Origin of the sequence: Methylobacterium sp. E-025 (assembly GCF_022829705.1) — a bacterium.
Classification (GTDB): domain Bacteria; phylum Pseudomonadota; class Alphaproteobacteria; order Rhizobiales; family Beijerinckiaceae; genus Methylobacterium.
Genome location: NZ_JAKSYR010000165.1, coordinates 1 through 21,301, shown reverse-complemented (window position 1 = coordinate 21,301; position 21,301 = coordinate 1). Strand labels below are relative to the sequence as shown.

Sequence of the window (21,301 nt, the reverse complement as noted above, 5' to 3'; positions counted from 1 at the left end):
GGCCGTGAACGTCGCCCCGCCGGACTCCGCCAAGACCTTCGTGATCGCCGCCGTCAGCGACGTCTTGCCGTGGTCGACGTGACCGATCGTGCCGATGTTGCAGTGCGGCTTCGTGCGGGCAAACTTCTCTTTGGCCATGGTTCCCGTTCCTGCGGCAGGGCCCGCGCACGGGCGCACCCGATCTCGACTCTCGCCCGGCTCGCGGGGGAGCCCCGGCGAAAGGCGCGGTCGGATTAGAGGCTCGCCGTCCTTTGATCAAGGGCCGGCGCCCCGGCCGCGCCCGCCGCCGGCCCGACCGGGCAGGCCGGCGGCGATTCGGTCGGGCAAGGTCGTCCGTGGCGCCACCGCTGCATTTGGGCCGCACTGTGGCATGGCGGGCATAGTTGCCCGGGCATGCTTACGCTTAAGTGGGGCCAGAGCCATTCGGGACAGTCTTCAGGTACCCCTCACATGACGAAGAAGCTTCTCCTCGCCTCGACCGTGCTGGCCGGCATGACCGCCGTCGCCTCCGCCGCCGACCTGCCGCGCCGCGAGCCCCCGCCGGTCTTCACCCCGATCCCGGTGTTCACCTGGACCGGCTTCTACGCCGGCCTCGAGTCGACCTACACCTTCACCGACCGCCAGCGGATCACCACCACCGGCATCTCGCCCGTGAACGTCGCCAACGTGCAGGCCCTGCGTCGTCCGCCGCTGGCCACCACCGAGACCGACGGCATCGGCAAGATCGGCGGCACCGCGGGCTACAACTATCAGTTCACCCCGGGCTCCGGCTTCGTCCTCGGCGGCGCCGTCAGCGTCGACTGGACCGACATCCACAAGGGCCGCTTCAGCCTCGACGCTCCGAACGCCGGCGGCGTCCTGCCCAACCCGAACTACTTCCGCCAGAGCCTGGAATACCTCGGCACCGTCACCGGCCGCGTCGGCTACGCCTTCGACCGGTTCATGGTCTACGGGACCGGCGGCTTCGCCTTCGGCGAGGTCCAGTACGATGCCAACTTCTACACCCCCGGCGGCGCCCTCGCCTTCGCCGGCCGCACCAACAACCTCGAGACCGGTTACGCCTACGGCGGCGGCGTCGAGTACGCGATCCCGACCGACAGCTTCCTGAACACCTTCGCCTTCGCGAAGTATCTCGGCCTGAAGTACGACGCCGTGACGATCAAGGCCGAATACCTCCACTACGACCTCGGCAGCCGCAACGTCATCGTCGGCTCGTTCAACGGTGTCGGCCCGGGCGCCGGCTACATCTCGCGCTTCCGCACCGAGGGCAGCATCATCCGCGCTGGCTTCAACTACAAGTTCGGCGGCCTCTAAGGTCTTCGCCGGAGGGTGATCCCTCCGGCCCCTTGGAATGCTGCGATGAAGCCCCGGGCGCATGCGTCCGGGGCTTTTTTCGTGTCGGCGGCGGCCGCTTTCGTCGATGGTCGCCTACCTCACGCCGCAGGCCCCGGTTCGCTGCGGGCAGGCTTGAACAGGCCGCTCGCGGTGGCGACCAGATCGCCGCCCTCCCCGCGGATCTCCGCCTCGCAGAACAGCACCGAACGCCCGCCGCGCACGACGAACCCTTCGGCGAGCAGCAAGCCGCGGCCGGGGGCGAGGAAGCGGGTCTGCATGTCGAGGGTGAGCACCGGCCGCCCGGCGGCGAGCCGCGCCGCCGTCCCCATGGCGATGTCGAGGAGCGTGCAGATCACACCGCCATGGGCGATGCCGAGGTTGTTGCCGTGGTCGTCGCGCAGCCTCAGCCGCAGCCGGGTGCGTCCCTCGGCATAGCCGAGCGCCTCGACGCCGCAGAGCCGCGCAAACGGGATGTCGGCTCCGAAGATCGTATCCTGCTCGCGCATCGGCTGCTCCGGCCCTCGCCCGTTTCGAAGGTCCGGTATGCGGGCGCTCGCGCGCCCTGACAAATCCGCCCGGCTTCGTCGCTCCGGCCGCGACCCGGTCGTTGACAGACCGGTATGGCCGGACGGACGATGCGGCCAACGGGATCCGCCAAGGATCCGCCTTCAGGGATGGACGCATGCGCCCGGCTCCGGCACCCGCCGCGCCCCGGATCTGCGAGGGCAGAACCGATACCGGCAGGACGCGCCGATGACCGAGCCGCGCTGGCGCCGCCGGCCCGAGGGCTCGACCTGGGGCGATTACGGCCCTGAGGACCAACTCGGCCGCGTCAACGGGCTCGATGCGGCCAAGGTGCTCCAGGGCGTCGCGGAGGTCCGCGTGGGCCGGACCTTCTGCCTCAGCCTGCCCCTCGACCTGCCCGGCGGCAACGTCCTGAACCAGCGCCGCCACCCGCCGCGCCTCAGCCCGACGGTCCGGGCCAACGGCCGGCCTGTGACCAACTTCCGGGTCTGCGAGGAGGTCGATGGCGCCACCGACGTGATCTGCGACGACCGGGTGATGCTCTATCTGCAATACTCGACGCAGTGGGACAGCCTCGCTCATGTCGGCGGTCTGTTCGACGCCGACGGGGACGGAACGCCGAAACCCGTCTACTACAACGGTTTCCGCGGCGGCCTCGACGTGACGGGTCCGAGCGAGGTGGCCGAGGTCGAGGCCCCGTCGCGCGCGCACCGCCTCGGCATCGAGCGCTTGGCCGAGCACGGCATGCAGGGCCGTGGCGTGATGGTCGACCTGCGGGCGCATCACGGCGACGCCCGCACGCTCGTCGGCTACGACGCCCTGATGCGGATCCTGGAAGCCGACGGGGTCGCGGTCGAGCCCGGCGACATGGTCTGCCTGCATACCGGCTTCGCCGACCGGCTCCTCGCCTGGGCCGGGCATCCGGACCCGCAGGAGGTCCACCGCATCAGCGCCGTCCTCGATGGCCGCGACGCGAGGCTGCTCGCCTGGATCACCGACAGCGGGCTCTCCGCGCTCGCCGCCGACAACTACGCGGTCGAGGCCTATCCCGCCCGGCCGGGCGGGGCGTGCTGCGCGATCCTGCCGCTGCACGAGCACTGCCTGTTCAAGCTCGGGCTGCCGCTGGGCGAGCTCTGGCACCTGACCCCGTTGGCGGCCTGGCTCAGGGCGAACGGGCGCCATCGCTTCCTGCTCACCGCGCCGCCCCTGCGGCTTCCCGGCGCCGTCGGCTCGCCGGCGACGCCGATCGCCACCGTCTGACCGGAGGAGGACATCATGGCCGAGATCGCCGTCGTCGGGGCCGGGCTGATGGGTCACGGCATCGCCCTGGTCCTGGCGCTCGGCGGCCATGCCGTCCGCCTCACGGACAGCCGCGCCGAGACCCTTGATGCGGTGCCCGCCCTGATGGCCTCCGCGCTTGCGACCTTGGCGGAAGCCGGCGCCGCGTCGGACGGGTGGACCGCCGACCGCCTCGCCGCGGCCGTGCGGCTTTCGCCGGACCTCGCGGCCACGGTCGATGGGGCGAGCCTCGTCGTCGAGGCGATCACCGAGGACCCGGAGGCGAAGCGCACGCTGTTCTCCGAGCTCGACGGGCTCTGCGCCGCCGACGCGGTGATCGCCAGCAACACCAGCTACCTCGACGTCTTCCCGCTGATCCCGGTCGGGCGGCAGCCGCGCGCCCTCGTCGCGCACTGGTACACGCCCCCCTACATCATCGATCTCGTCGACGTGGTGCCGGGTCCCGAGACGCGGCCGGAGGTGGTGGCCGAGATCCGCGACCTCGTCGTCGGGCTCGGCCAGGTGCCGATCGTCCTCAAGCGCTTCGTGCCGGGCTACGTCGCCAACCGCATCCAGTCGGCGATCACCGCCGAGGTGCACCACCTCCTCGACGAAGGCTACGCCACCCCGCGCGAGATCGACGACGCCATCGTGCACGGGCTCTCGCTGCGCACCCCGATTCTCGGCCACCTCGCCAAGGCGGACTTCACCGGGCTCGACCTGCAGCGCCGGGCGCTCGCCAACGCGAGCTACGCCCCGCCCCCGCCGCGCACCCGGTCGGGCAGCCTCGACGCCCTCTGCGCCGAGGGCCGGACCGGGGTAATGGCCGGGCGCGGCTACTTCGACTGGGGCGGCCGCGACCCGGCGGAGCTGTTCCGCGCGCGCGACCGCAAGCTGCTCGCCCTCAAGGCGGCGATGCGCGGCATCGGCCGGATGGAGGGCACGTGAGCGTCCGCCGCCGACCTCCGATCGCAGACGGGAGCACAGCATGATCGGCGCCGACCTTCGCGGCAAAGCCGTCCTCGTCACCGGGGCGTCCTCCGGCATCGGCCTGGCCGCCGCCACGCTGTTCGCGCGCAACGGGGCCGCGGTCGCCCTGAACCACCTCGCGGACGACCCACGCGGCCTGGAGGCCGCCGGCGTCTGCGCGCGGACGGTCTCTCCGTCACGGCGGTCGCCGGTGACGTCTCCCGCGCAGGCGAGGCGGAGGCGATGGTGGCCGAGGCGATCGCGATGCTCGGCGGCCTCGACGTGCTGATCAACAATGCCGGCACCTCGGGCACGCAGGCGCCGATCGCCTTCGAGGACCTCGACGCGATGACCGAGGATTTCTGGGATTCGATCCTGTCGACCAACCTCGTCGGCCCCTATCGCTGCGCGCGGGCCGCCGCCCCCGCCCTGCGGGCGCGCCGCGGCGCCATCGTCAACACCGCTTCGGTCGCCGGCCTCGGACGGCGCGGCTCCAGCATCGCCTACTCGGCGAGCAAGGCCGGGCTCGTGAACCTGACGCGCTCGCTCGCCCGGGCGCTCGCCCCCGAGATCCGCGTCAACGCGGTCGCGCCGGGCCTCGTGGCCACGCCCTGGACCGCGAACTGGCCCGAGGCGCGCAAGGCGGCGACCGTCGCCAACACCCTGATGGCGCGCCTGGCCGAGCCCGAGGACATCGCCGAGGCGATGTTCTTCCTCGCCGCCGGCGGGGCCTACATCACCGGCGAGACGCTGGTGGTCGACGGCGGGATGATCTGAGGAGACGGCGATGTCGCAGAAGACCGTGATCACCTGCGCCCTGACGGGCTCGTTCGACACGCCGTCGAAGAACCCGGCGGTGCCGGTCAGCCCGGTGGCCATCGCCCGCTCGGCGCTCGAGGCGGCCGAGGCCGGCGCCGCGGTGGTGCACATCCACGTCCGCCACCCCGAGACCGCGGCGCCGAGCATGGAGCTCGCGCATTACCGCGAGGTGGTGGAGCGCATCCGCGAGCGCAACGCCGACGTGATCCTCAACCTGACCACGGGCGCCGGCGGACGCTTCGTGCCGGGCGCGTCCGATCCGGCCGCGGCGGGGCTTGGCACCCTCTTCGAGACCCCGGCGGTGCGCACCCGCCACGTGAGCGCGCTCAGGCCGGAGCTCTGCACCCTCGACGTCGCGACGATGAACTTCGGCGAGAACCTGTTCCTCAACACCCCGGCGCACCTGCGCGCCATGGCCGAGGCGATCCGCGCCGCCGGCGTGCGGCCGGAGATCGAGGTGTTCGACCTCGGCCACATCGCGCTCGCCCGCCACCTCATCGCCGAGGGGCATCTCGCCGCCCCGCCGCTGTTCCAGATCTGCCTGGGCATCCCGTGGGGGGCGCCGGCCGACCCCGAGACCCTGGTGCAGATGCGCGCGCGCCTGCCGGCCGACGCGGTCTGGTCGGCCTTCGGCATCGGCCGGGCCGAGTTCCCGATGGTGGCGCTCGCCGCCAGCATGGGCGGCAACGTCCGGGTCGGCCTGGAGGACAACCTCTACCTCGCCCGCGGACGCCTGGCGCCGAGCAACGCCGCGCTCGTCGAGAAGGCGGTGACGCTGCTGTCGCTCATCGACTGCGCACCGGCGAGCCCGGCCGAGGCGCGCGCGATCTTCCGGCTAGCCGCGCGCGGTTGAGCCGGCCGGCCGGATCCGGCACACCGCCTGTCTTCCCGATACGGGCGGGATCGGCCCCGCCAAGGACCAGCACACCATGCGTGAAGCCGTCATCGTCTCGACCGCGCGGACCCCGATCGGCAAGGCCTATCGCGGCGCCTTCAACGACACCCAGGCGCAGGCGCTCGGCGGCCACGCGATCGCCCACGCGCTCTCCCGCGCCGGCATCGCGCCGGAGGAAGCCGGCACGCTGATCGGCGACGTGATCCTCGGGGCCGCCCTGCAGCAGGGCTCCACCGGCACCAACATCGCGCGGCAATCCGCCCTGCGGGCCGGGCTTCCGGCTTCGGTGGCGGGGATGAGCGTCGACCGGCAATGCGCCTCGGGGCTGATGGCGATCGCCACCGCGGCGAAGCAGATCGTCGTCGACGGCATGCAGGCCGCGATCGGCGGCGGCCTCGAATCGATCTCGCTCGTCCAGAACGAGCACCTGAATCGCTTCCGCGCCGAGGATGCGGCGCTCACCGCGATGGCCCCGCACGTCTACATGTCGATGCTGGAGACCGCCGAGATCGTCGCCGCCCGCTACGGCATCGATCGGGAGGCGCAGGACCGCTACGCGCTGCAGTCGCAGCACCGCACCGCCGAGGCCCAGGCCAACCGGCGCTTCGCCGACGAGATCGTGCCACTGGCGACCGAGATGGCGGTCGTCGACAAGGCGACCGGTGCCGTGACGAAGCGCGCGGTGACGCTCTCGCAGGACGAGGGCAACCGGCCGCAGACCCGGCTCGAGGACCTTTCCGCCCTGAAGCCGGTGTTCCGCAACGGGCAGGCCGTCGCCGAGGGCGCGTTCATCACCGCCGGCAACGCGAGCCAGCTCTCGGACGGCGCCTCGGCCTGCGTGCTGATGGAGGCGCGGGAGGCCGAGCGGCGCGGGCTGCAGCCGCTCGGCGCCTATCGCGGCATGGCGGTGGCCGGGTGCGCGCCCGACGAGATGGGCATCGGCCCGGTCTTCGCCGTGCCCAAGCTTCTGGAGCAGCACGGGCTCACCGTCGGCGACATCGACCTGTGGGAGCTGAACGAGGCCTTCGCGGTCCAGGTCCTGTATTGCCGCGACCGCCTCGGCATTCCCGACGAGCGCCTCAACGTCGACGGCGGCGCGATCGCGATCGGCCATCCCTACGGCATGTCCGGCGCGCGCATGACCGGGCACCTGCTGATCGAGGGGCGCCGCCGGGGCGCCAAGTACGGCGTGGTCACGATGTGCGTGGGCGGCGGCATGGGCGCGGCCGGCCTGTTCGAGATCTACTGAACGCGCGACATCGGTTGCGCGCAACCTAGTTTCGTGGAATGAAGGGTCATCGATCGCCCGCGAGCGGGTGCGTGATTCCCAACGCCGACAGGAGACGACGATGCAGGCTCTCTACACCGCCCACGCCCACGCCACCGGCGGCCGCGAAGGATCTGCCGCGACCGACGACAGCCGTCTCGGCGTCGGCCTCTCGACCCCGAAGGAGCTCGGCGGCAACGGCGGCCCGGGCAGCAACCCCGAGCAGCTCTTTGCCGCCGGCTACGCCGCCTGCTTCCTCGGCGCGATCAAGTTCGTCGCCGCCCAGGACAAGGTGAAGGTGCCCGAGGACGCCCGCGTCGACGCCGAGGTCGGCATCGGCAAGCGCGACGACGGCACCGGCTTCGGCCTCACCGTCAGCCTCAAGGCCAGCCTGCCGGGCATCGATGCCGAGAAGGCCGCCGACCTCGTGAAGCGCGCCGACGTGGTCTGCCCGTACTCGCACGCCACCCGCGGCAACATCCGGGTCGACGTCGCCGCCGTCTGATCGCGGCCGGAACCGAGACCGAAAAGACCCGCGACGGGGCACCCCGTCGCGGGTCTTTTCATGCGTGTCGACCGCGGGAGGGCCCTGGCGTTCAGGCCTCGGATTCCATCCCCTCCAGCTCCGCGATCATGCCCTCGATCATGCCGAGGCCGATCTGCCAGAAGCCGGGATCGCGGGCGTCGAGGCCGAACGGGGCCAGGAGCTCGCCGTAGGGCTTCGAGCCGCCGGCCGAGAGCAGAGCGAAGTAGCGCTCGACGAAGCCGCCCTCCGCCTTCGCGTAGACCCCGTAGAGCGAGTTCACCAGGCAGTCGCCGAAGGCGTAGGCGTAGACGTAGAACGGCGAGTGGATGAAGTGGGGGATGTAGGCCCAGAACGGCTCGTATCCGGCATCGAGCGTGATCGCCGGGCCGAGCGATTCGGCCTGCACCGACATCCACAGGCCGTTGATCTGCTCCGCCGTGAGCTCGCCCTCGGCGCGCGCGAGGTGGACCTTGCGCTCGAAGGAGTAGAACGCGATCTGGCGCACCACCGTGTTGATCATGTCCTCGACCTTGGCGGCCAGCATCGCCCGGCGCTGGGTCGTGTCGGTCGTCGCCGCGAGCAGGCGCCGGAAGGTCAGCATCTCGCCGAACACGCTGGCGGTCTCGGCCAGGGTCAGCGGCGTCGGTGCCATCAGCGCGCCGTTGTGGCCGGCCAGCACCTGGTGCACGCCGTGGCCGAGCTCGTGCGCGAGGGTCATCACGTCCCGCGGCTTGCCCTGGTAGTTGACCAGCACGTAGGGGTGGACCGAAGGCACCGTCGGGTGTGCGAAGGCGCCGGGCGCCTTGCCGGGCCGCGTCGGCGCGTCGATCCAGCGCCGGTCGAAGAAGTCCCGCGCGATGCCGGCCATCTTCGGCGAGAACGCGCCGTAGGCGTCGAGCACCGTGTCGCGCGCCTCGGTCCACGGGATGGTGCGCTGCTCGACCTTCGGCAGCGGCGCGTTGCGGTCCCAGTAGGGCAGCGCCTCGACGCCGAACCACTTGGCCTTCAGCCGGTAGTAGCGGTGCGAGAGCCGCGGATAGGCCTCGCGAACGGCATCGACCAGCGCCGCGACCACCTCGGGCTCGACGCGGTTCGAGAGGTGGCGGGCATCCGCCACGTCCTTGAAGCCGCGCCAGCGGTCCGAGATCTCCTTGTCCTTGGCCAGCGTGTTGGTGATCAGCGTGAACACCCGCAGGTTCTCGCGGAACACCTCGCTCAGCGCCCCGGCCGCCTCCCGGCGGACCTCGCCGTCCGGGTCCTGGAGCTTGTTCAGCGTCGGCTCCAGGGGCAGCCGCTCCCCCTGGACGGGGAAGCGCAGGGCCGCGATGGTCTCGTTGAACAGGCGGTCCCAGGCCGCGTTCGCGGTGACGGATTTCTCCAGGAACAGCTTCTCGATCCGGTCCTCGAGCTGGAACGGCTTTTCGCGGCGCAGATCCTCGATCCACGGGGCGTAGCGAGCGAGCGGCCCGGCGGACATCGCCACGTCGAGAACCCCGTCCTCGATCCGGTTGAGCTCGAGCGCGAAGAACAGCAGGTTTCCGGAGGCGTCGGTGAGGCGCTCGCGGGTGTCGCCGTAGAACTTCGCCCGCGCCTCGTCGGTGGTGTCGCCGGAATAGACCAGCCCGGCATAGGACATCAGGCGGCCGAGCAGCTCCTCGATCGCCTCGTAGGCCGCGACCGCGGCGGAGAGCTTGCCCGAGGCGTCGGGCCCGCTCGCGAGCTGCGCGACCTTCCCGGCGTAGGTCTCGGAGAACGAACGGCAATCCGTTTCCGCCTTCGCGAGGTCGCGGCGGAAGTCCGGCGCGTCCAGGCCGGAATACAGGTCGGCGAGGTCCCATTCGGGAAGCGGCCCGAGATCGACTGCGTGGGCCGCGGCACGCGCCGCGGAGGCGCCCTCGGCGCTCCGGAGGGGCGACCCTGCGGGGGCGAAGGCTCGGGCGGACATGATTCCTCGCATGCATCCTCGGTTCGTTGCCGGCGTGTCGCCCGCGCGGGGCCCGACGGGCCCTTCCCGCCTCATATCGAGCGCGATCGACGGCGTTCAACCGAATTCGGCGGCCGCCGGGGATGCAAGCGGCGCCTGCGGCAAATCTCCCGTCGTCGTTAAGCGGGGCTTTACGCATCTGGGCGACGCTCCGGCTCGAAACGAAACACCCGCCGGTCGTGCCGGGTGCCGGGTCCCGCGAGGTCCGGCGCCGCGGTCGACCCGCGGCAGCGAGGAAAAGCCCGCATGGCGACAACGGTCCTGATCGTCGACGACGATCCCGTTCAGCGTCGTCTCGCCGAGGCGACGGTGCGCCGCTTCGGCTTCGAGGCGAAGCTCGCGGAGAACGGTGCGGACGCGCTCGCGCTGCTGCGGACCCAGCCCGAGATCGACGTGGTGCTGCTCGACCTCGTCATGCCCGGCGGCCTCGACGGCCTCGGCGTGCTCGCCGAGATGCGGAAATCCGGCCTCGACACCCCGGTCATCGTCCAGACCGCCAACGGCTCCATCGACGCCGTCGTCACCGCGATGCGCGCCGGCGCCGTCGACTTCGTGGTCAAGCCCGCCGGCGCCGAGCGGCTGCAGGTCTCGATCAAGAACGCGCTCCGGGTCGACCACCTGGAGGAGGAGGTCCGGCGCATGCGCCGCCGCGCCTCCGGCTCGCTCAGCTTCAAGGACCTCACCTCGAAGTCGCCCGACATGGAGCGGGTGATCCGGCTCGCCGAACGCGCCGCGAAATCCAACATCCCGGTGCTGATCGAGGGCGAATCCGGCGTCGGCAAGGAGGTGCTGGCGCGCGCGATCCAAGGATCGGGCGAGCGGCGCGGAAAGCCCTTCGTTACGGTCAATTGCGGGGCGATCCCCGACAACCTCGTCGAATCGACCCTGTTCGGGCACGAGAAGGGCGCCTTCACCGGCGCCACCGAGCGCCATGCCGGCAAGTTCGTCGAGGCGTCCGGCGGGACGCTGTTCCTCGACGAGATCGGCGAGCTGCCCCTCGATGCGCAGGTGAAGCTGCTGCGCGCGCTGCAGGAGGGCGAGGTCGACCCGGTCGGGGGCAAGCGCAGCGTGCGCGTCGACATCCGCCTGGTCTCGGCGACGAACCGCTCGCTGCTCGACCTCGTCAAGGAGGGCCGCTTCCGCGAGGACCTGTACTATCGCCTCAACGTCTTCCCGATGACCCTGCCGCCGCTCCGCGCCCGGCGCGAGGACGTGCCCGACCTGGTGCGCTCGTTCTGCGCCCGGTTCGCGGCCGAGGAAGGCAAGCGCGTCCGCGCGATCACCCCCGAGGCGATGGCGCTGCTGACCCAATACGGCTGGCCAGGCAACGTCCGCCAGCTCGAGAACGCGCTGTTCCGCGCGGTGGTGCTCGCCGACGGCGACGAGCTGACGGTGGCCGAGTTCCCGCAGATCGCCGCCCAGGTCGAGGGCTTCGACGTCCGCATCCCGGCGGCGCCCGTGCAGCCGATGCTGTCGGCCCATTCGCCCGAGCCGGTGCGCGAGATCGTCCGCGTCGAGGTGCGCGACCCCCACGCGATGTCGCTGGTGGTCGAGGACACCGGCGAGATGAAGCCGATGGATGCGCTGGAGGCCGAGATCATCCGCTTCGCGCTGCAATTCTATCGCGGCCGGATGTCGGAGGTGTCGCGCCGCCTCGGAATCGGCCGGTCCACCCTGTATCGCAAGCTCAAGGATCTTGGGCTCGACGGCGACGACAAGGCCGAAGAGGCCGCGGCCTGATCCGGCCCGAGGGCCGACGCCTGACCGATGGGCTCGGCGCATCAGGCACTTGCAGGCACGCGACGGCGCGAGCGGAGGGGGTGCGATTGCGCACGACCGGGCTTGCGCCGATACTGATAAGGTTGTGGGCGGCCTCGAGGTCGGTCCCCAGGAGGTTCGCAGATGGGCGTCTCGCGCTCGGCCAAAGCAGCCCTGGCCGTCCTGTTGGCCGGCTCCGTCGCGCAGGGCGCCCTTTCCACGGCGGCCTTCGCCCGCGGTGGCCTGGACGACATCCCGCCCGCCACCGCCGTCGCCACCGCGACCCCGGACAAGGCCGTCGCCGCCGATAAGGCGCCCGCATCCGATCCGGCCGCGGTCTCGGATCCGAGCCTGCCGCCGCCGGCCACCGGCCTCGAGGCGGTGACGCCGTCCGAGCCGCCGAAGGCCGATCCGGCCCAGACCGAGGCGCCCGGACCGGAGCGTCCGGCGGTCGCCGCGGCGCCCACCGTGCCGAGCGACCCGCAGGCGGCCGCCGTGTTCAACCGCCTGGCCTCGCCTGCCCCGCTGCTCGCCCGCCTGACGACGAAGGAGCGCGAGGCGATCCAGGCGTTCTACGCGCTCGGCGCCTTCAAGCCGGTCTGGATCGTGGACGGCGCCTACACGCCGGCGGCGAAGGCCGTCGCCGCACGCCTCGCGGCGGCGCCCGAGGACGGCCTCGACGCCCGCGCCTATCCGGTGCCGGCGCTCCCGAAGGCGGGGAAAGCCGACACCGCCGGCAAGACGGAAAGCCCCGCCAAGGCCGAGGATCTGGCCGCCGTCGCGGAGGCCGACCTGAAGCTCTCGGCCGCCGCCGCCCTCTATGCCCGCGACGCGCGCGGCGGGCGGATCAACCTCGCCGCGATCTCGCGGCTGATCACGCCGACCCTCGATCTGCCGGCCGCCGACACGGTCCTGGCGAGCCTCGCCGGCGCAGGCGGCACCGCCGGCGACCTGCTCCAGGCCTACAATCCGCGCTCCCCCGGCTATCTCGCCCTCAAGAGCCGCCTGTCGGTGGCACGCGCACCGGCCGCGACGGACGATGCGGGTCCGGCGACCACCCTGCGCCTGCCGCCCGGTCCGGCCCTGCGCGTCGGCATGCGCGATGCGCGCGTGCCCCTGCTGCGCGCCCATTTCGATCTGGAGAGCCGGAAGGCCGGCACCCTCGACGTCCCCCCGGGCGATCCGGAGGATTACGATTCCGGCGTCGCCGCGGCGGTCGCCAAGTTCCAGCGCGGCCGCGGCCTGCCCGGCAACGGCGTCCTCAACGTCCAGACGGTGGTGGCGCTGGCGCAGGGCGCCAGGCAGGCGAGTGCGGTGCGGCCGGTGGGCGACGACGCGGCGCTGATCGTCAACATGGAGCGCTGGCGCTGGCTCGGCACCGATCTCGGGCCCGACTACGTGCTGGTCAACGTGCCGGAATTCCGCCTGCGCGTGTTCCGCGACGGACGCCAGCGCGACGAGGCCCGCGTCATCGTCGGCAAGCCGGATTCGCGCACGCCCCTGTTCTCGGGGCTGATGGAATACGCGGTGGTGAACCCGTCGTGGTACGTGCCGCCCTCGATCCTGAAGACGATGCTGCCGAAGATTGCGAGCTACGGCGGCAGCACCTGGGGCGGCTACGAGATCGTGCGCCGCGGCGGCCACGTCTCGCTGCGCCAGCCGCCGGGCGAGAAGAACGCGCTCGGCTTCATCAAGTTCATGTTCCCCAACCAGCATGCCGTGTACCTGCACGACACGCCGAACCGCTCGCTGTTCTCGCGTTCGGAACGGGCCCTCAGCCACGGCTGCGTCCGCGTCGACGACCCGTTCCGCTTCGCCGACGTGGTCCTGCCGAACTGGACCGAGGAGCGCCTGAAGAAGCTCGTCGGCAAGGGCGAGCGCACCATCCGCCTGGAGCACAAGCTGCCGGTGCACCTCGCCTACTTCACCGCCACCGTCGACGACGGCGGCAGCTACCGCACGCTGCCCGACCTCTACGGCTACGATGCACCGATGCGCGCGGCCCTCGGCCTCGGCGGTGGCGGCGGTGCGGTCGCCAAGGTCTCGCCGGCGGTCCGGCCGTCCGAGCCGACGCGCCGGACGGCCGAGGCCCTGGCGCCGCCGCCGCCGCGGGCGAAGCCGCGCCACGCCGCCCTGCCGCGCCGCGCCGTGCGGGCGACCGCGGAAGCGCCGCCGCCCGAGTTCGGCGAGCCCGGCCTGTGGACGCCGAACCCGGCTCCGGTCTCGCGCAGCTGGTGGTGACCGCAGCCCGCCGGTCGCGGTCCGTGAGGAGCCCCCGCACCGGCCCCGTGGCCCATTCGCATCACCCGTCGGGCGACCGCCGCGGCGACGTGTGCCGCCGCGCTTGCCGGCACGATTTCGCCACGGTCCAGACTTAGCCGTAAGGGAATCGCGTGTGTCCGGCTCGGGCCGCCGATAACCGGGTCTTCACGGTTTTCGGCAACCTTGCGTTCACCATGGTTCCGCGCCGAACGCGGGTCGCGTCCGAGGGGTGAGACGATCGTGCCGACGCCGAGCCAGACGACGCCCCGGCCCTCGCGTCTTCGGCGCATCCTCTTCGGCCTGTCCGGCATGGCGCTGGCGCTGGCGGCCGGAACCACCGGCACCCAGGATGCGGTCGCCAACGGCGACACCCGCTCGCTCACGATCTTCCACACCCACACCAAGGAGAGCGCGACCATCACGTTCAAGCGCGATGGGCGCTACGACCGTGCTGCCCTGGAGCAGCTGAACTGGCTCCTGCGCGACTGGCGCATCGACGAGCCGACCAAGATGGACCCGCGCCTGTTCGACACGGTCTGGGAGGCCTATCGGCAGGTCGGCGCCTCGGAGCCGATCCACGTGGTGTCGGCCTATCGCTCGCCCGGCACCAACGCGATGCTGCGCCGCCGCTCGAAGGCGGTGGCCGAGTACAGCCAGCACATGCTCGGCAAGGCGATGGATTTCTACCTGCCGGGCGTCTCCATCGACGACATCCGCGCGGTCGGGCTGCAGATGCAGCGCGGCGGCGTCGGCTGGTATCCGCATGCCGGCTCGCCCTTCGTCCATCTCGACGTCGGCTCGGTCCGGATGTGGCCGCGGATGAGCCACGACCAGCTCGCCCGCCTGTTCCCCGACGGCAAGACCGTCCACCTGGCGTCCGACAACCGGCCGTTCCCGCGCTACGAGGAGGCCCGCGCCGAGATCCTGGCCCGCGGCGGCACCGTGCTCGGCGTGTCCTCGCAGATCGCCTCCGCCGACGAGGAGGAGGGCCCGAGCCTCGTCGGGTTCCTCGCTGGCCTGTTCGGCAGCCGCAGCGATCCGGCTCCGGCGCCGGTCGCGGTGGCGCGCGGGAAGCCGAAGCCGGTGGTCGCGGTGGCGAGCGCCGACCCGGAAGACGGCATCGGCACCCGTGCGGCCCTCGCCTACGCCGCCCCGGCGGCGCCGGCCGCCGACGGCGCGCTGCGCGAGGCGATGCTGCGCCGCGACGGGCGCGACGCCAGGGCCCTGCTCACCGCCGAGCCACCGGCCTCGAAGCCGGAGGAGGCGATCGACGCGGCGCTGATCTCCAACGTGACGGCGCCGCTGCCGCCGCGCCGGCCCGCCGAATTCGCCACCGCCGTCGCGGCCGCCGCGCTCGCGATGCCCCTGCCGCCGCCGCGCCCGGCGCAGTTCGCCGGCCTCGGCAACGTCGGCATGGCCAGCCTGGGCACGAGCCTCGCCGCCGTCACCGAGCGGCCCGCGGCGGCGCGCCCGGTGGACGCCCTGGTCCCGGCCGACGCCGATGCGAAGGCGCAGCTGCGCGCCCTGTTCGCCGCGGTCTCGACCGAGTCCGGTGCCGCTCATCCGGCGAGCCGCATCGCCCCGGTCCGCGTGGCGCAGACGCGCGCCCGTACGGACGCGGCGCCGGAGGCGGTCGTCGGCGCGTCGCCCGACGCGGTGACGACCCGCTTCGGCCGCCGCAGCCCCGGCGACGACCTCACGGCCGCGCGCTTCACGGGCTCGGCGACCCGGGCCGTTCCCGGCGGTCGCTGAAGGATGTCGTAAGGTTCGTTGGCGCCGCCGTCAGGGCAGGCGGCGGCCCTGGCTGACCGTCATCGCCGAGGCGAGGGTCGCTGCGTACCCGGCGTCCGATCCGGCGATGCGCGCCGCGTCGAGGCTGCTCTGGGACGCCACGGCGAAGACCAGCACGCCGAGGAGCGTTCCCGCACCGACGAGCCAGAGATACGCCCGCGCGAAGACCTTCGGAATCCGCACGGCACAGGGGTTTTCCCCGAGGTAGAGCTGTGACGAGGACGAGTCGTTCATGGCCGGCGTTCCCGCGGATGACTGACGCCCGGTCGAACCGTCGATCGCTCACGCGCATTCGGTTCGCCACTAGCATCCAACGCGGCCCTACGGCAGAGGTTCGCCGGCCCGGGTCCGTTATTTTCGCAGGTTTTTTGTGCGTGGTTAACGCGGGATCGCCAGGCGCGCCGAGGTGGGCTTCCTCACCCGTTCGCGCGACCGGATCGACCTATCGGCTCAAGGCCCCCGCGCGCCTTCCCTCCCCCGCAACGGGGGGAGGGAGAACGCGGTTCCGCTTCCGCGCGTTATGATGACGCTGGGCCGCCCAGCAAAAGGACCCGGCGCCGAAATCCGCGGATCGGCGCTCGCGGGCGCCTAGCCTTCCTTCGCCGAGACCTTGCCCAGGGCGGCCTGCGCGGCGGCGAGGCGGGCGATCGGCACGCGGTAGGGCGAGCACGACACGTAGTCGAGGCCGACCTCCTGGCAGAAGCCGATCGAGGCCGGGTCGCCGCCGTGCTCGCCGCAGATGCCGAGCTTGATGTCGGGGCGGACCGAGCGGCCGCGCTCGACGCCGATCCGCACCAGCTCGCCGACGCCCTCCTGGTCGATGGTCACGAACGGGTCGGCGGCCAGGATGCCCTTCTGGGTGTAGGGCCCGAGGAAGGTCGCCGCGTCGTCGCGCGAGATGCCGAGCGCCGTCTGCGTCAGGTCGTTGGTGCCGAAGGAGAAGAACTCCGCCGTCGCCGCGATCTCGTTGGCCTTGAGCGCCGCGCGCGGCAGCTCGATCATGGTGCCGACCTGATAGCCGATCGCCTTGCCGGTCTCCTCCGACACCGCCTTGGCGGTCGCGTCGATGCGGGCCTTCACGATGTCGAACTCGGCGCGGGAGAACACCAGCGGCACCATCACCTCGGGGGTGACCGGCGCGCCGGTCTCCTGCGCCGCCTGGACGGCCGCCTCGAAGATGGCGCGGGCCTGCATCTCCGCGATCTCCGGGAAGGCGATGGCGAGGCGGCAGCCGCGGAAGCCGAGCATCGGGTTGAACTCGGAGAGCTCGCGCATCCGGTGGCGGATCCGGTCCTCCGCGATGCCGGTGGCGTCCATCACCTCCTTCACCTCGGCGTCGGAATGCGGAAGGAACTCGTGCAGCGGCGGGTCGAGCAGGCGGATCGTGACGGGCAGGCCCGACATGATGGTGAACAGCTCGACGAAGTCCTGGCGCTGGTAGGGCAGGATCTTGGCGAGCGCCGCGCGGCGCCCCTCCGCGTCGTCGGCCAGGATCATCTCGCGCACCGCGATGATGCGGTCGCCCTCGAAGAACATGTGCTCGGTGCGGCACAGGCCGATGCCCTCGGCGCCGAAGTCGCGGGCGGTGCGGGCGTCGGTCGGCGTGTCGGCGTTGGCGCGCACCTTCATGGTGCGGTACGCGTCGGCCCAGCCCATCAGGGTGGCGAAGTCGCCCGACAGCTCGGGCGCCAGCATCGTCACCTCGCCCTGCAGCACCTGCCCCGTCGAGCCGTCGATGGTGATGCGGTCGCCGGCCTTCAGCGTCACGCCGCCGACCGTGAGGGTCTGCGCCTTGTAGTCGATCCGGATCGAGCCGACGCCCGACACGCAGGGCTTGCCCATGCCGCGGGCGACGACGGCCGCATGGGAGGTCATGCCGCCGCGCGTGGTCAGGATGCCCTCGGAGGCGTGCATCCCGTGGATGTCCTCGGGCGAGGTCTCGATGCGCACGAGGATGCACTTGCGCTCGGCCTTGCGCAGGGTCTCGGCGTCCTCGGAGTTGAACACGATCTCGCCGGTGGCGGCGCCCGGCGAGGCCGGCAGCCCCTGCGCGATCACCTTGCGCTCGGCCTTCGGGTCGATCGTCGGGTGCAGGAGCTGGTCGAGCGCGCCGGGCTCGATCCGGGCGATCGCCTCCTCCTGCGTGATCAGGCCCTCGCCGGCCAGATCCACGGCGATGCGGAGCGCCGCCTTGGCGGTGCGCTTGCCGTTGCGGGTCTGGAGCATCCAGAGCTTCCCGCTCTCGATGGTGAACTCCATGTCCTGCATGTCGCGGTAATGGGTCTCGAGGATGCCGTAGATCCGCGTCAGCTCGGCGTAGGATTCGGGCATCGCCCGCTCCATCGACGGCTTCTCGGACTTGGCCTCGAGCCGGGCCTTCTCGGTGATGTCCTGCGGGGTGCGGATGCCGGCGACGACGTCCTCGCCCTGCGCGTTGATCAGGAACTCACCGTAGAGCGCGCGCTCGCCGGTGGACGGGTTGCGGGTGAAGGCGACGCCGGTGGCCGAGGTGTCGCCCATGTTGCCGAACACCATGGCCTGGACGTTGACGGCGGTGCCCCAGCTCTCGGGGATGGCGTTCAGCTCGCGGTACTTCTTCGCCCGCGGGATCATCCACGAATCGAACACCGCGCCGATGGCGCCCCAGAGCTGGTCCTCGGCGCCCTGCGGGAACGGCGAGCCGTGCTCCTCGACGACGATCGCCTTGTACTTCTCGATGAGGTGCTTCCAGTCGTCGGCACCGAGCTCGGTGTCGAGATCGAAGCCCTTGCCCTCCTTGTAGTGCTCCAGCGCCTCCTCGAAGGCGTGGTGCTCAACGCCCAGCACCACGTTCGAGTACATGGTGATGAAGCGGCGGTAGGAATCGTAGGCGAAGCGCGGGTCGCCCGAGCTCTCGGCGAGCGCGGCGACGGTCGCGTCGTTGAGGCCGAGGTTGAGCACCGTGTCCATCATGCCCGGCATCGAGGCGCGGGCGCCCGAGCGCACCGAGACGAGGAGCGGGTTCGCCGCATCGCCGAAGGTCTTGCCGGTGATCGCGCCGACCTGCTCGAGGGCGATGGCGACCTGCGCCTTCAGCTCGGCCGGGTAGGTCTGGCCGTTCTCGTAGTAGGCGGTGCAGACCTCGGTGGTGATGGTGAAGCCGGGGGGCACCGGCAGGCCGAGATTGGACATCTCGGCGAGGTTCGCGCCCTTGCCGCCGAGCAGGTCGCGCATCTGCGATTTGCCCTCGGCCTTGCCGTCGCCGAAGGTGTAGACCCACTTCGCGGTGCCGCTCGTCATATCGATTCCGTCCGTCGTGCAAGAGGACTCGCGTCCAAGGGTCTTGCGTCAAAAGGATCTTGCGTCAAAGGAAGCCGGCGTCGAAGGGTTTGCCGGCCCCTCGGGCCCATCGGTGCGGGTTGGACCATCCCGTGTTGCAACGCAAGATGAACGTCCGCGCGCCGGGTCACCCGGCATGTGACGCTCCGCGTTCATTGTCAGCCGCGAGCGGGCCTGACGGCGTCACGATAGACCGCGGAACAGGCCGAGGCCAATCACCCCGACGGCGATCAGGTAGATCGCGACGATGTAGTTCAGCAGCCGCGGCGCGATCAGGATCAGGATCCCGGCCAGGATGGCGATGGCCGGCTGCAGGTGCGAGATCGAGATGGTCATGGCGAAGCCCTCCGGCGGCCGAGCTTGACCGCCGGAGGGCGACGCACGATGGCGCGCACGGTTCCCGCCCGGCGTCAGGACGCCGGGGGCCAGGACGGCACGATTTCGTACTGGATCGGCTTGAAGGCGAAGTTGTTGGATTGCAGCGCCGAGCAAGCGGTGAGTCCGATCACCAGGTCCTGCATCGCCTCGAACACGATCCTGTCTCCGGCGCGGCTCAGGGGCGGCTCGACCTTCAGCGCGCCGGTATTCCCGTCCACGGTCACGTTCATGAAGACGTTGAACGCCACCGGGATCCGGTCCGGCCCGATCCCGAAGGGCTCGAGGGCGGCCGCGAGGTTGCCGAAGCAGCCGCGGTGCGGCTCGGCGTCGCCGTAGATGATGCGGAAGGTGTCGGCCGAGCACGGCGTCAGCAGGAAGTCGTGCCGGCCGACCGTGTCCGCGACGATGCGGAGCATCACGTTGGAGCGGTTCGAGTAGAGCGGGTCGCCCGTGGTCAGGTAGATCCGGCTGGCATAGTCCAGCGTCCGGCCCGACGAGATCACCTCGTCGAGGTCGTCGCGGCGGAAGGCCAGCATGTCGGCGACCTGCTCGCCCTGCGGGTCGGTGACCATCAGGAACTGGCCCTTGTCGAGGGTGAAGGCCGTCCCCGAGCGCGGCGCGATGGTGTGACGGCCGCAGGACGGATGCGGCTCAGACATCGGAGCCGCCCTTCGTGCGCCCGCTGAACGGGCAGGCCCAGTCGGCGTCGACCGCGCGGCCGCTGTACTGGCGCGCTTCGGAGATCTCGCCGTGCCGGGACAGCATCGGGTTGATCGAGCCGGCGAATGCCGCGTCGCGGGCCAGGATGTTCTCGCGCAGCTTCTCGTAGCGCCCTTCGGCGCGCAGCCGCTCGAACTGATCGTGCAGGTTGAAGACCAGGACCGGCGACGTGAAGCGCCTGGCCGGCCGGCTCGCGCCCGGATGCAGGCCGACGATGAAGAACGCCTCGCCGCCGAAGCTGAGGGAGAAGTGCGCGTCCTCCGGGTCGGCCGAGACGCGCCGGTCGTAGGCTTGGCCGAGGAAGCCGTCCTTGTCGGAGAGCGATTGGGCCCGCGCCCACAGGTTCTCCTCGAAGGCCTGCTCGGACAGGTCGCCCGGCCCTTCGAACACGATGGCGAAGCTCTGGAACAGGTCGGGCTGGGCGCGGTAGCGCGCGATGAAGGCGAGCAGCGCCGGGTAGATGCGCGTGTCGTCCCAGCCGGAGGTGATGTCGCGGGCGACCACGATCTTCATCCGCCCCCGCGACAGCGCCGACTTCGCGCCGACGCACGGGAAGGGCTGCGCCCGGATGAAGTCCCGGAACGCCACCGCCAGCGGATGGTCGGCATCGTCCCGTGGCAGCCGGAGCGGCGCCGCGTGCAGGGATGACAGGTCCGGAGCGAGCGAAAACCCGCGGTTGTCCGCGTAGGAAAGCATGAGATCCCGCGTCTACGATGAAATATGCGGCACGGTTGCCGATGCCGGAGGCAGATTGGCGTCCGGATCGGGGGAACCGGCCTCAGACGGTGCGGTTCCTGATCCCGGCCGACTCCGCCGCGATCGGTCGCACTCTGCTGTGGACAGTGCCGGCTCGGCCGGGGATGCCCGCCTCGACGATCCGATCGCAGCCGGGATCGGCGGGTGCCGGACGCATCCGCCTTCCGAATGCCTCAGCCTTCGGCCTCGACCAGGATCTCGCGCTTGCCGGCATGGTTGGCGCCGCCGACGATGCCTTCCTGCTCCATGCGCTCCATGATCGAGGCGGCGCGGTTGTAGCCGATCTGCAGGCGGCGCTGGATGTAGCTGGTCGACGCCTTCTTGTCGCGAAGCACCACCTGCACCGCCTGGTCGTAGAGGTCGCCGCCGGCCTCGCCGAACGAGCCCTGGTCGAACACGGCGCCGTCGAGCTCCAGCTCGTCGCCGCCCCTGCCGGCGCCCTGGGCGGCCCCCTTGGGGGCATCCTCCGACCCGTCGTCGGCGGTTACCGCCTCGAGGTAGGCCGGGCGGCCCTGGCGCTTGAGGTGGGCGACCACGCTCTCGACCTCCGAATCCGAGCAGAACGGCCCGTGCACCCGGGTCGTGCGCCCGCCGCCGGCCATGAACAGCATGTCGCCCTGGCCCAAGAGCTGCTCGGCGCCCATCTCGCCCAGGATCGTGCGCGAGTCGATCTTGCTCGTCACCTGGAAGCTGATCCGGGTCGGGAAGTTCGCCTTGATC

Annotated in this window: 20 protein-coding genes; 11 read left to right on the top strand and 9 right to left on the bottom strand. The window is 71.5% G+C overall.

Features of this window, described 5'->3' with window-relative positions; all coding sequences use genetic code 11:
- On the bottom strand, positions 1-138 hold a 138-nt coding region (locus tag MKK64_RS24135; protein ID WP_243934179.1), incomplete at its 3' end, for a GTP-binding protein.
- Between the two features lie 312 nt (positions 139-450).
- Between MKK64_RS24135 and MKK64_RS24130 the strand changes: the two genes are divergently transcribed.
- Positions 451-1,314, top strand: coding sequence for an outer membrane protein (locus MKK64_RS24130; RefSeq protein ID WP_147842940.1), 864 nt, complete (start codon positions 451-453; stop codon positions 1,312-1,314).
- Between the two features lie 119 nt (positions 1,315-1,433).
- On the opposite strand, the gene MKK64_RS24125 is transcribed toward MKK64_RS24130, so the two are convergent.
- Entirely contained in the window at positions 1,434-1,841 is a 408-nt protein-coding gene (locus MKK64_RS24125; protein ID WP_147842939.1) for a PaaI family thioesterase, read from the bottom strand.
- 247 nt (positions 1,842-2,088) lie between these two features.
- Between MKK64_RS24125 and MKK64_RS24120 the strand changes: the two genes are divergently transcribed.
- The 7 genes from MKK64_RS24120 (at position 2,089) to MKK64_RS24095 (ending at position 7,593) form a co-directional block, all read left to right on the top strand.
- A complete protein-coding gene (locus tag MKK64_RS24120; RefSeq protein WP_243938087.1) occupies positions 2,089-3,120 on the top strand; it encodes a cyclase family protein in 1,032 nt (343 codons plus the stop codon).
- A gap of 15 nt (positions 3,121-3,135) precedes the next feature.
- The gene (locus tag MKK64_RS24115; RefSeq protein ID WP_243938086.1) at positions 3,136-4,086 is read left to right on the top strand and encodes a 3-hydroxyacyl-CoA dehydrogenase family protein; all 951 of its coding nucleotides are present in this window, start codon (positions 3,136-3,138) and stop codon (positions 4,084-4,086) included.
- Positions 4,087-4,126: 40 nt separating this feature from the next.
- Positions 4,127-4,396, top strand: coding sequence for an SDR family NAD(P)-dependent oxidoreductase (locus tag MKK64_RS28165; protein ID WP_279593352.1), 270 nt, complete (start codon positions 4,127-4,129; stop codon positions 4,394-4,396).
- The gene (locus MKK64_RS24110) at positions 4,282-4,884 is read left to right on the top strand and encodes an SDR family NAD(P)-dependent oxidoreductase (protein ID WP_279593353.1); all 603 of its coding nucleotides are present in this window, start codon (positions 4,282-4,284) and stop codon (positions 4,882-4,884) included. Before MKK64_RS28165 ends, MKK64_RS24110 begins: the two co-directional genes overlap by 115 nt.
- A 10-nt stretch (positions 4,885-4,894) precedes the next feature.
- A complete protein-coding gene (locus MKK64_RS24105) occupies positions 4,895-5,779 on the top strand; it encodes a 3-keto-5-aminohexanoate cleavage protein (RefSeq protein ID WP_243938084.1) in 885 nt (294 codons plus the stop codon).
- A 76-nt stretch (positions 5,780-5,855) separates the two neighbouring features.
- Positions 5,856-7,070 (top strand): acetyl-CoA C-acyltransferase, encoded by a 1,215-nt coding sequence (locus tag MKK64_RS24100; protein ID WP_147842934.1) that lies wholly within the window; start codon positions 5,856-5,858, stop codon positions 7,068-7,070.
- 100 nt (positions 7,071-7,170) lie between these two features.
- Positions 7,171-7,593: an organic hydroperoxide resistance protein gene (locus MKK64_RS24095; RefSeq protein WP_147726259.1), complete on the top strand. Its 423-nt coding sequence runs from the start codon at positions 7,171-7,173 to the stop codon at positions 7,591-7,593.
- A gap of 91 nt (positions 7,594-7,684) precedes the next feature.
- On the opposite strand, the gene MKK64_RS24090 is transcribed toward MKK64_RS24095, so the two are convergent.
- Complete coding sequence (locus tag MKK64_RS24090) at positions 7,685-9,559, bottom strand: M3 family oligoendopeptidase (RefSeq protein ID WP_243938082.1); 1,875 nt, start codon at positions 9,557-9,559, stop codon at positions 7,685-7,687.
- A 285-nt stretch (positions 9,560-9,844) separates the two neighbouring features.
- On the opposite strand from MKK64_RS24090, the gene MKK64_RS24085 reads away from it, so the two are divergent.
- The 3 genes from MKK64_RS24085 to MKK64_RS24075 all read left to right on the top strand — a co-directional run bounded on the left by MKK64_RS24085 (position 9,845) and on the right by MKK64_RS24075 (position 15,370).
- Positions 9,845-11,338, top strand: coding sequence for a sigma-54-dependent transcriptional regulator (locus tag MKK64_RS24085; protein ID WP_243938080.1), 1,494 nt, complete (start codon positions 9,845-9,847; stop codon positions 11,336-11,338).
- Between the two features lie 162 nt (positions 11,339-11,500).
- Positions 11,501-13,597 carry a murein L,D-transpeptidase gene (locus MKK64_RS24080; protein WP_243938078.1) on the top strand — a complete coding sequence of 699 codons (2,097 nt, stop codon included), beginning with the start codon at positions 11,501-11,503 and terminating at the stop codon, positions 13,595-13,597.
- Between the two features lie 330 nt (positions 13,598-13,927).
- Entirely contained in the window at positions 13,928-15,370 is a 1,443-nt protein-coding gene (locus tag MKK64_RS24075; RefSeq protein WP_243938089.1) for a DUF882 domain-containing protein, read from the top strand.
- Positions 15,371-15,400: 30 nt separating this feature from the next.
- Here MKK64_RS24075 and MKK64_RS24070 read toward each other — a convergent pair whose 3' ends face one another.
- From MKK64_RS24070 to MKK64_RS24045, 6 genes are all read right to left on the bottom strand, one after another.
- Positions 15,401-15,643: a hypothetical protein gene (locus MKK64_RS24070; protein WP_147843906.1), complete on the bottom strand. Its 243-nt coding sequence runs from the start codon at positions 15,641-15,643 to the stop codon at positions 15,401-15,403.
- A 354-nt stretch (positions 15,644-15,997) separates the two neighbouring features.
- The gene (ppdK, locus tag MKK64_RS24065) at positions 15,998-18,688 is read right to left on the bottom strand and encodes a pyruvate, phosphate dikinase (protein WP_243938077.1); all 2,691 of its coding nucleotides are present in this window, start codon (positions 18,686-18,688) and stop codon (positions 15,998-16,000) included.
- A 222-nt stretch (positions 18,689-18,910) separates the two neighbouring features.
- Positions 18,911-19,063, bottom strand: a complete 153-nt coding sequence (locus MKK64_RS24060; RefSeq protein WP_147727954.1) for a DUF3096 domain-containing protein — start codon at positions 19,061-19,063, stop codon at positions 18,911-18,913.
- A 74-nt stretch (positions 19,064-19,137) separates the two neighbouring features.
- Positions 19,138-19,764: a DUF1989 domain-containing protein gene (locus tag MKK64_RS24055; RefSeq protein ID WP_243938075.1), complete on the bottom strand. Its 627-nt coding sequence runs from the start codon at positions 19,762-19,764 to the stop codon at positions 19,138-19,140.
- A complete protein-coding gene (gene gntA / locus MKK64_RS24050) occupies positions 19,757-20,521 on the bottom strand; it encodes a guanitoxin biosynthesis heme-dependent pre-guanitoxin N-hydroxylase GntA (RefSeq protein WP_243934157.1) in 765 nt (254 codons plus the stop codon). Before gntA ends, MKK64_RS24055 begins: the two co-directional genes overlap by 8 nt.
- 233 nt (positions 20,522-20,754) lie before the next feature.
- A partial coding sequence (locus tag MKK64_RS24045) for a DNA translocase FtsK (RefSeq protein WP_279593351.1) occupies positions 20,755-21,301 on the bottom strand: 547 nt, incomplete at its 5' end.